This is a genomic window from Micromonospora sp. NPDC004551 (assembly GCF_040609975.1).
Lineage (GTDB): Bacteria > Actinomycetota > Actinomycetes > Mycobacteriales > Micromonosporaceae > Micromonospora.
In genome coordinates this window covers 1-13527 of record NZ_JBEXLM010000041.1, presented here as the reverse complement: position 1 = coordinate 13527, position 13527 = coordinate 1, and the positions used below count along the sequence as shown (strand labels likewise).

Below are 13527 nucleotides of genomic sequence, written 5' to 3'. Positions count from 1 at the left end.
AGACTGACCGCATGACCGAGCTGAGCCGGCGGGCGGCCGCGCTGCGCGCGCTGCACCGCCCCGGGGACCCGCTGATCCTGCCCAACGCCTGGGACCCGGGGTCCGCGCGGGCCGTGGTCGCGGCGGGCTTTCCGGCCGTCGCCACCAGCAGCGCCGCGGTCGCCGAGGCGCTCGGTCACGCCGACGGCGAGGCCACTCCGGTGGGCGAGTTGTTCGCGGCGATCGCCCGGATCACCGCCGCGGCGCCGGTCCCGGTCACCGCCGACCTGGAACGGGGGTACGGGCTGCGCCCGGCCGAGCTGGTCGAGCGGCTGCTGGCCGCCGGGGCGGTGGGCTGCAACATCGAGGACTCCGACCCGCGTACGCGGGAGGTGTCCGACGTGGAGGAGCAGGCCGAGCTGCTGGCCGGGATCCGGGCCGCCGCCCGGGCGGCCGGCGTGGATCTGGTGCTCAACGCGCGGGTCGACGTGCACCTGCGGGCGTACGGCCCGGCCGAGGAACGGCTCGCCGAGGCGGTCCGCCGGGGACGTCGCTACCTGGCCGCCGGAGCGGACTGCGTCTACCCGATCCTGCTGGCCGACCCGGAGCAGATCCGCGAGCTCGTGACCGAGGTGGCCGCCCCGGTCAACATCCTGGCCCGGCCCGGCGCCCCGGCCCCGGCCGAGCTGGCCGCCTTGGGCGTGGCCCGGATCAGCTACGGCTCCGGCCTGTACGCGGCCACCCGCGCCCGTCTGGCCGGGATGCTCGCCGCGATCCGGGCGGGCGACGAGGCGACCCCGTGACCGGCCGGCCGCCGGCCACGCCGACCCGGTCGCCGCGCCGCCGGAACGCCGTGTCGGGGTTGCCGACCCGCGCCCGGCCCGGGAAGGTGGGCGGATGGGCGCCGCTGACGAGACCCGGGCCGGGGTGTCACTGACCAATCTGGACCAACCGCTGTTCGACGAGGCCGGGGCCACCAAGCGTGACCTGGTCGACTACCTGGACGCCGTCCACGAGCGGATCCTGCCCGGGCTGCGGGACCGGCCGCTGTCGGTGGTCCGGGTGCGGCCCGGCCAGGAGCCGTTCATGCAGAAGAACCTGCCGAAATACACGCCGGACTGGGTGCGTCGCACCTCGGTCTGGGCGGAGGCCTCGCACCGCACCATCTCGTACGCGCTCTGCGACGACCGGCGCACGTTGCTCTGGTTCGCCAACCAGCGGGCCGTCGAGTACCACCCGACGCTGGGCCACGCGGGCCACCCCGAACACCCCACCCACCTGGTGCTCGACCTGGACCCGCCGCCGGGCGACTCGTTCACCATGGCGGTCCGCACCGCGCTGCTGGTCCGGCAGGCGCTCACCGAGGCCGGGCTGGCCGGTGCGGTGAAGACCAGCGGGGCGAAGGGCCTGCACGTGATCGTGCCGGTGGACCCGGCGACCACCGCCGAGGAGGCCGCCGCCGCGACCCGGGCCCTCGCCGCCCGCGCCGAGCGGCTCGACCCGGCGCTGGCCACCACCGCCTTCATCGTCGAGGACCGCGGCGGCCGGGTCTTCGTCGACTCCACCCGGTCGTACGGGGCGACCGTGGCGGCCGCGTACAGCCCGCGGATCCGGCCGGGCACACCCGTGTCGTACCCGGTCGGCTGGGCCGATGTCGAGGCGGCGACCCCGGCCGACTTCACCGTGAAGACGGTGCCGGGGCTGCTCGGCGACCGGGATCCGTGGGCGGAGGCGTTGCCCGCGCCGCAGCGGCTGCCGGAGGATCTGGTGGCGGAGGGGCGCACCATCCCGGTGGCCCGGGTGCAGGCCATGCACGAGGGCAAGCGCCGCGCGAAGGCCCGCCGCGAGGCCGGCTGAGCAGCGAAAAAGCCCGGGCCAGCGGCCCGGGCTTCTTCCTGTCTGTGCCCCCGGCAGGATTCGAACCTGCGCCCCCGCCTCCGGAGGGCGGTGCTCTATCCCCTGAGCTACGGGGGCTCAGCGACCCGAGAAGAGTAGCAAACGCCCTCCCGGATCACCGAATCGGCATCCCGCGCACCGTTCGCGATGGATCAGGCGGCGGCCACGGGGCGGCCGCAACTCGGCAGCGGGTGGAGGACGATGCGGCGGGGCAGGCGGCGCGGCCATTCGTTGCGCGGCCAGGAGCCGTCGACGATCAGGTGCACCGTGCGTTCCTCGGCGCCGCTGAGCCGCAGCACGAATTCGCGGGGGAGCGGCGGGTCGACCGTGGGAGTAGTGATCATGAAGCGCACCCGGCCGCGCGACGAGACCGCGGAGATCACGTCGGCCGCCGGCATGGTGCCACGCAGGCGTACGCGGCCGATCCAGTAGACCTCGGCGGCGTGCTCCTGGGCGGACCGGGTGATCGACGGGTACTCGCTGCGTACCCAGCGCTCGACCGCGCCCACGCAGAGCCCGCAGGCCCGCTCGCGGGGCTCCCGCGGACCCAACCCCCAGGCCCGCAGGTACGCCCCGACCGTGCCGGCGTCCATGGTCAGCTCGAACTGGCGCTCGATGAGGGTGGTGAGGCTCTGTCGCGTCCAGAGCTCCTCGTCCAGGCCGAACTCGTCGGGGTGGACGCCCCGCAGCACGTCGATCAGTTCGAGTTCCTGTTCGCGGCTGAGCGTTCCCGGCTCGCCCTGCCGCAGTCCGCGACGGACGGCTGCCACCGCCCCGTCACCGCCGATGGTGTGGCGTCGGCACCAGCTGGTCACCGACCGCCCTGCGTCTCTGAGTGCAACCCCCACGTCCTGCGCAACGAGCCCGAATCGCAACTGGTCACGATATGTGTGGAGAAAAGTCTCCAAGCAGCGCAATGGGTTGTACAGCTCAAAACATTATAAAGCGGCATAACGGACGCAGCCTGACCCGAGGTACGCGAAGGGCCCGCGTCGCGCGACGCGGGCCCCCGGGCGAGCGGTGTTACAGCGTGCCGCCCAGGCGCTTGAGCGCCGCCGTGAGGTTGGCGAGGTCGTTCTGCTGGGTGTTCTTCATGACCTGCGCGACCTTCAGCACGTCGTCGTCGTGCCCCTGGTCGAGGATCCCGTCGATCATGTGCACGCCGCCGACGTGGTGCCGGATCATCATCTGCAGGAAGAGCACGTCGAAGTCGCGCCCGCTGGCGGCCCGCAGCTTCGCCATCTCCTCCGGCGTGGCCATGCCCGGCATCAGGCCGTTCTTCACCAGCGCGGGGCCGTCCGACATCCAGGTCATCGGCGCCTGGTCGCCGGTCGGGTCCAGCTTCCAGGAGCGCAGCCAGGTCTGCATGGTGCCGATCTCGCCCTGCTGCCCGGTGGCGATGTCGCCGCCCATCTGGCGTACCTCCGGGTCCTGGCCCTGCCGGAACGCCAGCAGCCCCATGGCCACCGCCTGCGAATGGTGGGCGGTCATGTCCCGGGCGAAGCCGGCCTCGGCCGAGTTGTCGCCCGGACGGGTGAGTGTCGGGGTGAGCAGACCGCCCGCGTACCCGAGGAGGAGGCCGACCACGACGGCGGCGGCCAGGGCCAGGGCGCCGAAGCGCCGCGCGGCCCCCCGGTCACCGGCGTCGGTGACCGGGGCCTCGTCGAGGTCGGTGTCCGTGGTCGCGGCGGTCATCGCGGCGTCCTCACTGGGTCGGCTGCTCGGGCATGTTGTTGCCCAGGTTGTCGCGCGGCGTGGTGCCGGTGGCGGTGACACCCTGGTCGCAGAGCGCGGTCGGGCCCTCCACGGAGGCGTTCACGCGCAGCGTCTTGATGAACTCGTCGATCCGGCCGTCGTCGGCGTTGTCGACCTTGAGCTGGAAGCCCCAGGCCTGGAGCGAGATCGGCTTGTCCAGCCCCTCGAACGGGCTGAGCATCATCTTCTCCTTGCCCTGCACCTTGGCCTTGAGCTTGGCCACCTGGTCAGCGGGCAGGTCGGGGCGGTAGGTGATCCAGACCGTGCCGTGCTCCAGGCTGTGCACCGCGTGCTCGTTGGCGATCGGGGCGTCGTAGACGTCGCCCATGCAGTTCTGCCAGGCCTGGTTGTGCGGGCCGCCCACCGGCGGGAGCACGTCGTACTTGATCGAGCCCGGCTGGTGCTGGCCGCCCTTGACCAGGTCCTTGTCCTTCTTGCGGAAGTCGACGATGCCGTTGATCGCGTCGGCCCGCTTCTGCCACGGCTGCGCGCCCTGGTAGACCGCCCAGGCGCCCACGCCGATGATGCCGACGGCCAGCACGCCGACCGCGACGAAGAGGGCGATCGGACCCCACGAGCGACCCTGGCTGACCTTCACCGGGGTGACCGGCTTGCGGCCCTTGCCGCCGCTGCGCGGCGGGGTGCCCTTGCCGGCCTTGCCACCGGCGGGCTTGTCGGCAGCCGCGGGCCGGCCGGCGGCCGGCTTCTTGCCGGTGCTGACCACGGTCGGACGGCGCTCCGGGCCGCCCGGGGTGCTGATGCTCATCGTGCCTCGTCAGGTCGGTCGGTCAGGGGAGCCGCGGGGCCGGTTCACATGCTGGGTCGCCGCCGCGGGGACCGAGTCTACCCCCGATAACATGGTTCGGTGACTCCCGCAGAACTCGCCGAGGTCGTCCTCTCCGCAGCCCACGCCGTCTTCGAAGACCGGGGCCTGGATCGCTCCGCGCTGCCCGCGCAGACCACCGTCGAGCGACCCCGCAACCCCGAGCACGGCGACTACGCCTCGACGCTGGCACTCCAGCTCAGCAAGAAGGTCGGCGTGCCCCCGCGGGAGCTGGCCGCCGCCCTGTCCGACCAGCTGGGCAAGGCGCCGGGGGTCAAGTCGGTGGAGATCGCCGGCCCGGGCTTCCTCAACATCCGGCTCGACGCGGCCGCCGCGGGCCAGCTCGCCAGGGTCATCGTCGAGGCCGGCCCGGCGTACGGCCGCAGCGACGCCCTCGCCGGCCAGCGGATCAACCTGGAGTTCGTCTCGGCGAACCCGACCGGCCCGGTGCACATCGGCGGCGTCCGCTGGGCGGCCGTCGGCGACGCGCTCAGCCGGCTGCTCCGCGCCACGGGCGCCGACGTCGGCACCGAGTACTACTTCAACGACGCCGGGTCCCAGATCGACCGGTTCGCCCGCTCACTGCTCGCCGCCGCCCAGGGCCAGCCGGCCCCGGAGGACGGCTACGGCGGCGCGTACATCGCGGAGATCGCGGCCGAGGTGGTCAAGCGCCGGCCCGAGGTCCTCGACCTCGACGAGGCCGCGGCCCAGGAGGTGTTCCGGGTCGAGGGCGTACAGCTGATGTTCGCCGAGATCAAGTCGTCGCTGCGCGACTTCGGCGTGGAGTTCGACACCTACTTCAACGAGAAGGACCTGCACGACCGGGGTGAGCTGGACAAGGCGCTCGACCGGCTGCGTGAGCAGGGCCACCTCTACGAGTCCGAGGGCGCCACCTGGCTGCGCACCACCGACTTCGGCGACGACAAGGACCGGGTGCTGCGCAAGTCCAACGGCGAGTGGACCTACTTCGCCGCCGACTGCGCCTACTACCTGGACAAGCGGGAGCGCGGCTTCGAGCGGGTCGTGATCATGCTGGGCGCCGACCACCACGGCTACATCGGCCGGATGAAGGCCATGGCCGCGTGCTTCGGTGACGACCCGGACACCAACCTGGAGATCCTCATCGGCCAGCTGGTCAACCTGCTCCGCGACGGCGCTCCGGTCCGGATGAGCAAGCGGGCCGGCACGGTGGTCACCCTGGAGGACCTGGTCGACGCGATCGGCGTGGACGCCTCCCGCTACGCGCTCGCCCGCTACTCCAGCGACTCGCCGATCGACATCGACGTGGAGCTGTGGACCCGGGCCACCCGCGACAACCCGGTCTACTACGTGCAGTACGTGGCCGCCCGCACGGCCAGCGTGGGCCGCAACGCCGCCGAGGTCGGGCTGACCCGGGGCGAGGCCGGCGGCTTCCACGCCGAGCTGCTCTCCCACGAGAAGGAGAACGAGCTGCTCAAGGCCCTGGCCGAGTTCCCCGCCGTGGTCTCCTCGGCGGCCGAGCTGCGCGGCCCGCACCTGGTCGCCCGCTACCTGGAGCGGCTCGCCGGCGCATACCACCGGTTCTACGACAACTGCCGGATCCTGCCGCGCGGCGACGAGGAGGCCACCGACCTGCACCGGGCCCGGCTCTGGCTCAACGACGCCACCCGGGTGGTCATCGCCAACGGCCTGCGCCTGCTCGGCGTCTCGGCTCCGGAGCGGATGTAATGCGGGCGCACGAGGCCGGTGCCCTGCACGGCGACATCGGCAACCGGGGGCCGGCCTGGCTGCGTACCCCGATCGACGTCAACGACCTGGTCCCGCAGCTGTGGCCGCGCAACGTGGCGCGCGGCGCGGGCGGCGCGCTGACGGTCGCGGGCCTGGACGTCCGCGACCTGGCCGCCGAGTTCGGCACCCCGGTGTACGTGCTGGACGAGGACGACCTGCGCGCCCGCGGCCGCGAGTTCCGCGAGGCCTTCCCGGACGCCGACGTCTACTACGCCGGCAAGGCGTTCCTCTGCCGGGCGGTGGTCCGGATGATCGCCGAGGAGGGCCTGTTCCTCGACGTCTGCAGCGGGGGTGAGCTGGCCACCGCGCTGTCGGCCGGCATGGACCCGGCGCGGATCGGCTTCCACGGCAACAACAAGTCGGTGGCCGAGCTGACCCGGGCCGTGGACGCCGGGGTGGGCCGGATCATCGTCGACTCGTTCGCCGAGATCGACCGGCTCACCGCGCTGGCCCGGGAGCGCGGGGTGCGCCCGAGGGTGCTGGTCCGGGTGACCGTAGGCGTGGAGGCGCACACCCACGAGTTCATCGCCACCGCGCACGAGGACCAGAAGTTCGGCTTCTCCCTCGCGGGCGGTGCGGCCGCGGCGGCCGCCTTCAAGATCCTTGACGAGGACGTGCTGGAGCTGCGCGGGCTGCACTCGCACATCGGCTCGCAGATCTTCGACGCCAGCGGCTTCGAGGTCTCCGCCCGGCGGGTGCTCGCCCTCCAGGCGCAGATCCGCGACGCGCGCGGGGTCGAGCTGCCCGAGCTGGACCTGGGCGGCGGCTTCGGCATCGCGTACACCACGCAGGACGACCCGGCCACGCCGCACGAGCTGGCCAAGCGGCTGCGCAAGATCGTTGACGGGGAGTGCGCGGCGGAGAATCTGGCCGTGCCGCACCTGTCCATCGAGCCGGGCCGGGCCATCGTCGGACCCGCGGTGTTCACCCTCTACGAGGTGGGCACGGTGAAGGACGTCGACGGGATCCGCACCTACGTGAGCGTCGACGGGGGGATGAGCGACAACATCCGCACCGCGCTCTACGACGCCTCGTACTCGGCGACCGTGGCAAACCGGGTCTCCGCAGCCGAGCCGATGCTCGCCCGCGTGGTGGGAAAGCATTGTGAGTCCGGGGACATCGTGGTGAAGGATGAATTCCTGCCCGCCGACGTGCAGCCCGGAGATCTTGTCGCGGTGCCCGGCACCGGGGCCTACTGCCGGAGCATGGCCAGCAACTACAACCATGTCCCGCGGCCCCCGGTCGTCGCCGTCCGTGACGGTCGGGCGCGGCTGATCGTCCGCCGGGAGACCGAAGACGACCTGCTCGCATTGGATGTCGGATGACCTCACCCGTTCGCTTGGCCCTGCTCGGCTGCGGCACGGTCGGCAGCGACGTGGTGCGGCTGCTGCACGAGCAGTCGGCCGACCTCGCCGCCCGGATCGGCGCACCGCTGGAGATCGCCGGCATCGCCGTGCGCCGGGTCGGCCGCGACCGCGGCGACCTGCCGGTCGACCCCGCCCTGTTCACCACCGACCCGCTCGGCCTGGTCAAGCGGGACGACGTGGACGTCGTGGTCGAGGTGGTCGGCGGGATCGAGCCGGCCCGCACCTGGCTGGTCGAGGCGCTGCGCGCCGGCAAGAGCGTGGTCACCGCCAACAAGGCGCTGCTCGCCGAGGACGGCGCGACGCTGCACGACGCGGCCGCCGAGGGCGGGGCGGACCTCTATTACGAGGCCAGCGTCGCCGGGGCCATCCCGCTGCTGCGCCCGCTGCGCGAGTCGCTGCACGGTGACCGGATCAACCGCGTCACCGGCATCGTCAACGGCACCACCAACTTCATCCTCTCCGCCATGGACGCCACCGGGGCCGGCTTCGCCGAGGCCCTGGAGGAGGCCACCGAGCTGGGCTACGCCGAGGCCGACCCGACGGCCGACGTGGAGGGCTTCGACGCCGCCGCCAAGGCGGCCATCCTCGCCTCGCTGGCGTTCCACACCCGCGTCACCGCCGCCGACGTGCACCGCGAGGGCATCACCGAGGTGACCGCCGCCGACGTGGCCAGCGCCAAGGCCATGGGCTGCACCATCAAGCTGCTCTGCATCGCCGCCCGGGGCACCGACGCGGCCGGCCGCGAGACGGTCAGCGTGCGGGTGCACCCGGCCATGATCCCGCTGGCGCATCCGCTGGCCGGCGTCGGCGACGCGTTCAACGCGGTCTTCGTCGAGGCCGAGGCGGCCGGGCAGCTCATGTTCTACGGCCGGGGCGCGGGCGGCGCGCCGACCGCCAGCGCGGTCCTCGGCGACGTGGTGGCGGTGGCCCGCAACCGCCTCGCCGGGGTGCACGCGGCCAGCGAGTCGGCGTACGCGGACCTGTCGGTGCGGCCGATGGGCGAGGCGCTCACCCGCTACCACGTCAGTCTCGACGTGGCCGACCGGCCGGGTGTGCTGGAGGCGGTGGCCGGGGTCTTCGCCCGGCACGAGGTCTCCATCGCCACCGTGCGACAGGGCCCGGCCGGCGGCGGCTCCGACGCCGAGCTGGTCATCGTGACCCACGTGGCCCCGGACGCCGCGCTCGCGGCCACCGTCCGCGAGCTGCGCGGCCTGGACATCGTCCGCTCGGTGACGAGCGTGCTGCGGGTCGAGGGCGGGGCGTAGCCGGGCGTCCCGCCTGATGGTTAACCGGAGGTGTGCCGGCGGCCGGTCGGGAAGGCTGGTCCACGCTGGTAGGGGCCCCGCGGCGACCGGGGCGGCAGAGGCGAGGAGCGCGACATGTGGCGGGGTCTGATCGAGGCGTACCGGGACCGGCTGCCGGTCACCGACGCCACTCCCGTCGTCACCCTGCACGAGGGAAACACGCCGCTGCTGCCGGCGCCGGTGCTCTCCACCCGGGTCGGCGCCGACGTGTGGCTCAAGGTCGAGGGGGCCAACCCGACCGGCTCGTTCAAGGACCGGGGCATGACGGTCGCCGTCTCCAAGGCCGTCGAGGCCGGTGACAAGGCGATCATCTGCGCCTCCACGGGCAACACGAGCGCCTCCGCCGCCGCGTACGCGGCCCGGGCCGGGATCACCTGCGCCGTGCTGGTGCCGCAGGGCAAGATCGCGCTGGGCAAGCTGGCCCAGGCGCTGGTGCACGGCGCCAAGCTGCTCCAGGTGCAGGGCAACTTCGACGACTGCCTGTCGCTGGCCGGCAAGCTCGCTCAGGACTACCCGGTCGCGCTGGTCAACTCGGTCAACATCGACCGGCTGCACGGGCAGAAGACCGCGGCGTTCGAGATCGTCGAGGCGCTCGGCGATGCGCCCGACATCCACTGCCTGCCGGTGGGCAACGCCGGCAACATCTCCGCCTACTGGATGGGCTACTCGGAGGACCTGCGTGACGGCAACGCCACGAAGGCCCCGAAGATGTACGGCTTCCAGGCGGCCGGCGCCGCGCCGATCGTCACCGGTCAGGTGGTGCCGGAGCCGTCGACCATCGCCACCGCGATCCGGATCGGCAACCCGGCGAGCTGGACCAAGGCGCTCGACGCCCGCGACGCCTCCGGCGGGCTGATCTCGGCGGTCACCGACCGGGAGATCCTCTCGGCGTACCGGCTGCTGGCCCGCGAGGTCGGGGTCTTCGTCGAGCTGGGCAGTGCGGCCAGCGTGGCCGGGCTGCTCCAGCAGGCCGCCGCGGGTCACGTGCCGGCGGGCGCCACCGTGGTCTGCACGGTGACCGGCCACGGCCTCAAGGACCCGGAGTGGGCCATCTCCACGGCCCCCGCCCCGCTCACCATCGCCAACGACGCCCTCGCCGCGGCCCGCTCCCTCGACCTGATCTGACGCGTCGGCGCGGGGCCGGGGCGCGCCCCGTCACGCCGGCCGGGGTCCATGCGTGGGAGCGTGATCGCGTGCGGCAGACTCGGTGCACCCCGTACACCCCTTTCCAGGAGTGAGTAACGCCCATGTCGCTGCTCGCCAGATTCAGTCTCGCCAACCGGGGGCTGATCGCCCTCATCGCACTGGTGACCGCGGCGTTCGGGGCGTTCGCCGTGCCGTCGCTGAAGCAGCAGCTGCTGCCGTCGCTGGAGTTCCCCGCCGCGTTCATCGTGGCGCCGTACCCGGGTGCCGCGCCGGAGATCGTCGAGGCCCAGGTAGCCGAGCCGATCGAGAACAGCCTCCAGGGCATCCCGGGGCTGGAGAAGGTCACCTCCACCTCGCGCGAGGGCTCCGCGACCGTTCAGGTGCAGTACGAGTTCGGCACCGACCTGGACGACGTGGTCAACAAGATGCAGACCGCGCTGAGCCGGATCGACGCCCAGCTTCCCGAGGGCGTCGACCCGCAGGTGATCGCCGGCAGCACCGACGACCTGCCCGCCGTGGTGGTCGCCGCGACCGGCGGCGACGAGCAGGCCCTGGCCGAGAAGCTGCGCGCCACCGTCGTACCCGAGCTGGAGGGGCTGGACGGGGTCCGCGCGGTCGACGTGACCGGCGCCCGCGACCAGGTCGTGACCATCGTTCCCGACGCGGCGAAGCTGGCCGCGGCCCGGCTCGCCCCGACGGCGATCGCCCAGGCACTGAAGACCAACGGCGTGGCGCTGCCGGCCGGCGCGGTGACCGAGGGCGGCCGCTCGCTGCCGGTGCAGGTGGGCACCCCGATCCGCACGGTGGACGACCTGCGCGGGATCGTGCTCAGCACCGCCCCCGCCGCCCCGGTACGCCTCGGCGACGTGGCGCGGGTGGAGCAGCAGCTCGCCCCGGCCACCGCCTTCACCCGCACCAACGGCAAGCCCAGCCTCGGCATCGCCGTCACGGCCTCGCCCGACGGCAACGCGGTGGCCATCTCGCACGACATCCGGGACCGCCTCGACAAGCTGGAGGCCGCCTCCGGCGCCGACCTGACCGTGGTCTTCGACCAGGCCCCGTTCGTCGAGCGGTCCATCGAGAGCCTCACCACCGAGGGCCTGCTCGGCCTGCTCATGGCGGTCGTGGTGATCCTGGTCTTCCTGCTGTCGGTCCGCTCGACCGTGGTCACCGCGGTCTCCATCCCGCTGTCCGTGCTGGTCGCGCTGATCGTGCTGTGGGCCGGCGACTACTCGCTGAACCTGCTGACCCTCGGCGCGCTGACCATCGCGGTCGGCCGGGTGGTCGACGACTCGATCGTGGTGCTGGAGAACATCAAGCGGCACCTGGAGTACGGCGAGCCGAAGCGGGACGCCATCCTGGCCGCCGTCCGCGAGGTGGCCGGCGCGGTCACCGCCTCCACCCTCACGACGGTCGCCGTCTTCGCACCGATCGCCCTGGTGGGCGGCTTCGTCGGGCAGCTCTTCGCGCCGTTCGCGATCACCGTGACGGTGGCCCTGCTCGCCTCGCTGCTGGTCTCGCTGACCGTGATCCCGGTCCTGGCGTACTGGTTCCTCAAGCCGCCGCGCGGCGGCGCCGACGAGGCCGCCGCCCGGCACGCCGCCGCGGAGAAGGAGCTGCGCAGCCCGTTGCAGCGGGCGTACCTGCCGGTGATCGGGTTCGCCACCCGCTCCCGGGGCACCCGCTGGGCGACCGTGGCGCTGGGCCTCCTGGTGCTGTTCGGCACCTTCGGCCTGGCACAGAAGCTGGAGACCAACTTCCTGGACGACTCCGGCCAGGACACGCTGGCCATCCGGCAGGAGCTGCCGGCGGGCACCGGCCTGACCGGCACCGACCAGGCCGCCGCCAAGGTCGAGGAGATCCTGCGGCGTACGCCGGGGGTGGCGACGTACCAGGTCACCGCGGGCGGCGGCGACAACCCGTGGGCGGGCGGCGGCAACGACACCGCCTCCTGGTCGCTGGCGCTCACCGACGACACCGACGCCGCGGAGGTGCGCGAGAAGCTGCGCAAGGAGTTCGACGCGCTCGGCCCGGAGGCCGGCGAGGTGACCTTCGGCGGCGGGCAGAACGCCTCCGCCAACCAGCTCGAGGTGGTCGTGCAGGCCGCCGACCAGGAGACGCTGACCCGGGCCGCCGAGGCCGTCCGGGAGGCGATGGCCGGCACCGCGGGCGTCGAGGACGTCACCACCGGCCTGGCCACCCGGGTGCCCCGGGTCGAGGTGACCGTGGACCGGGTCGCCGCGGCCCGTGCCGGGCTGACCGAGGCTGCGGTGGGGCAGGTCGTGGCCCAGGCGTACCGGGGGGCGCCGCTCGGCCAGGTCACTCTCGACGGCACGCCGCAGGACGTGGTGCTGAGCACCGGGGCCCGGCCGCCGCTGAGCGTGGCCGAGCTGCGGGCGCTGCCGGTCGGCCCGGTCAAGCTGGACGACATCGCCGACGTGAACCAGGTCGAGGGCCCGCAGCAGGTGACCCGGATCGACGGCGAGCGCAGCGTGTCGGTGACCGGCACGGCGACCGGCTCGAACCTCGGCGCCACCACCCAGGAGCTGCAGAAGAAGCTGGATGCGCTGGACGTGCCGGGGGCGACGTTCGTCATCGGCGGGGTCAGCGCGGACCAGGCCGACGCCTTCGCCGACCTGGGGCTGGCTGTGCTGGCCGCGATCGCGATCGTCTTCCTGATCATGGTGGGCACGTTCCGCAGTCTGACCCAGGCGCTGATCCTGCTGATCTCCGTGCCGTTCGCGGCGACCGGCGCGATCGGGCTGCTGCTGCTCACCGGGACCCCGCTGGGCGTGCCGGCGCTGATCGGCGTGCTCATGCTGGTCGGCATCGTGGTGACCAACGCGATCGTGCTGCTCGACCTGATCAACCAGTACCGGGGACAGGGCATGGGCGTGACCGAGGCGGTGGTCGAGGGCGGCCGGCGCCGGCTGCGGCCGATCCTCATGACCGCGGTCGCCACCGTGTTCGCGCTGCTGCCGATGGCGTTCGGCCTGACCGGTGAGGGCGGCTTCATCTCCAAGCCGCTGGCCGTCGTGGTGATCGGTGGTCTGCTCAGCTCGACGCTGCTCACGCTGATCCTGGTGCCGACGCTCTACACGATGGTGGAGCGCACGAAGGAGTCCCTCCGCGAGCGGCGGAGCCGCCGCCGGGGCGCGTCGGCGCCCGTCGAGCCGCCGGCACCCGCCCCGGTCCCGGTTCCGGTGACTGTCGGGGGCGGGGACGGCCCGGCCGAGGCCGCCCCGGCCGCCGAGCCGCCGGCCCGCCCGGCACCGTCGGCCGCGCTGGTCGACGGTACGGACCAGTTCGAGGTGCTGCGCCTGCCGAAGAGCCGCCGGTCCCCGCTCCCGCCGACGGAGTAACCGCGCGATCCCCCGGAGAGGTGGGGGGGGGGGGGGGGGGCGCCGCCGCCCCGGGGGGGGGGGGGGGGGGGGCCCGGGGGGGGGGGGGGGGGGGGGGTTTTGGGGAGAGTGGTTGGCCGGCCGGACCC

The 13527-nt window shown here is 73.4% G+C and carries 10 protein-coding genes and 1 tRNA gene; 7 read left to right on the top strand and 4 right to left on the bottom strand.

Features of this window, described 5'->3' with window-relative positions; all coding sequences use genetic code 11:
- The first annotated feature begins 11 nt into the window (after positions 1–11).
- A complete protein-coding gene (locus tag ABZW14_RS31005; RefSeq protein ID WP_355353630.1) occupies positions 12–782 on the top strand; it encodes an isocitrate lyase/phosphoenolpyruvate mutase family protein in 771 nt (256 codons plus the stop codon).
- A gap of 94 nt (positions 783–876) precedes the next feature.
- Positions 877–1836: a non-homologous end-joining DNA ligase gene (gene ligD / locus ABZW14_RS31000; protein ID WP_355353627.1), complete on the top strand. Its 960-nt coding sequence runs from the start codon at positions 877–879 to the stop codon at positions 1834–1836.
- Between the two features lie 45 nt (positions 1837–1881).
- Here the strand turns inward: ligD and ABZW14_RS30995 are convergent.
- From ABZW14_RS30995 to ABZW14_RS30980, 4 genes are all read right to left on the bottom strand, one after another.
- Positions 1882–1953, bottom strand: a tRNA-Arg gene (locus ABZW14_RS30995).
- Between the two features lie 74 nt (positions 1954–2027).
- On the bottom strand, positions 2028–2723 hold the full coding sequence (locus ABZW14_RS30990; protein ID WP_091263069.1) for a winged helix-turn-helix domain-containing protein: 696 nt from the start codon (positions 2721–2723) through the stop codon (positions 2028–2030).
- Between the two features lie 175 nt (positions 2724–2898).
- Positions 2899–3570: a DUF305 domain-containing protein gene (locus ABZW14_RS30985; RefSeq protein WP_355353624.1), complete on the bottom strand. Its 672-nt coding sequence runs from the start codon at positions 3568–3570 to the stop codon at positions 2899–2901.
- A 10-nt stretch (positions 3571–3580) separates the two neighbouring features.
- Entirely contained in the window at positions 3581–4396 is an 816-nt protein-coding gene (locus ABZW14_RS30980) for a DUF3105 domain-containing protein (RefSeq protein WP_355353621.1), read from the bottom strand.
- Positions 4397–4495: 99 nt separating this feature from the next.
- On the opposite strand from ABZW14_RS30980, the gene argS reads away from it, so the two are divergent.
- From argS to ABZW14_RS30955, 5 genes are all read left to right on the top strand, one after another.
- Positions 4496–6160 (top strand): arginine--tRNA ligase, encoded by a 1665-nt coding sequence (gene argS, locus ABZW14_RS30975; protein WP_355353618.1) that lies wholly within the window; start codon positions 4496–4498, stop codon positions 6158–6160.
- Positions 6160–7545 carry a diaminopimelate decarboxylase gene (gene lysA / locus ABZW14_RS30970; RefSeq protein ID WP_355353615.1) on the top strand — a complete coding sequence of 462 codons (1386 nt, stop codon included), beginning with the start codon at positions 6160–6162 and terminating at the stop codon, positions 7543–7545. Before argS ends, lysA begins: the two co-directional genes overlap by 1 nt.
- On the top strand, positions 7542–8852 hold the full coding sequence (locus ABZW14_RS30965) for a homoserine dehydrogenase (RefSeq protein ID WP_355353612.1): 1311 nt from the start codon (positions 7542–7544) through the stop codon (positions 8850–8852). The genes lysA and ABZW14_RS30965 overlap by 4 nt, the downstream gene beginning before the upstream one ends.
- 114 nt (positions 8853–8966) lie before the next feature.
- Positions 8967–10016: a threonine synthase gene (gene thrC, locus ABZW14_RS30960; protein ID WP_355353609.1), complete on the top strand. Its 1050-nt coding sequence runs from the start codon at positions 8967–8969 to the stop codon at positions 10014–10016.
- Positions 10017–10138: 122 nt separating this feature from the next.
- On the top strand, positions 10139–13399 hold the full coding sequence (locus ABZW14_RS30955; protein ID WP_355353606.1) for an efflux RND transporter permease subunit: 3261 nt from the start codon (positions 10139–10141) through the stop codon (positions 13397–13399).
- Positions 13400–13527: the final 128 nt, after the last annotated feature.

What these genes read in the sequence shown, in the direction of transcription:
- ABZW14_RS31005 (WP_355353630.1), top strand. Translation starts at nt 12, where the DNA reads ATGACCGAGCTGAGCCGGCGGGCGGCCGCGCTGCGCGCGCTGCACCGC.
- ligD (WP_355353627.1), top strand. Translation starts at nt 877, where the DNA reads ATGGGCGCCGCTGACGAGACCCGGGCCGGGGTGTCACTGACCAATCTG.
- ABZW14_RS30985 (WP_355353624.1), bottom strand. Translation starts at nt 3,570, where the DNA reads ATGACCGCCGCGACCACGGACACCGACCTCGACGAGGCCCCGGTCACC.
- ABZW14_RS30980 (WP_355353621.1), bottom strand. Translation starts at nt 4,396, where the DNA reads ATGAGCATCAGCACCCCGGGCGGCCCGGAGCGCCGTCCGACCGTGGTC.
- lysA (WP_355353615.1), top strand. Translation starts at nt 6,160, where the DNA reads ATGCGGGCGCACGAGGCCGGTGCCCTGCACGGCGACATCGGCAACCGG.
- ABZW14_RS30965 (WP_355353612.1), top strand. Translation starts at nt 7,542, where the DNA reads ATGACCTCACCCGTTCGCTTGGCCCTGCTCGGCTGCGGCACGGTCGGC.
- thrC (WP_355353609.1), top strand. Translation starts at nt 8,967, where the DNA reads ATGTGGCGGGGTCTGATCGAGGCGTACCGGGACCGGCTGCCGGTCACC.
- ABZW14_RS30955 (WP_355353606.1), top strand. Translation starts at nt 10,139, where the DNA reads ATGTCGCTGCTCGCCAGATTCAGTCTCGCCAACCGGGGGCTGATCGCC.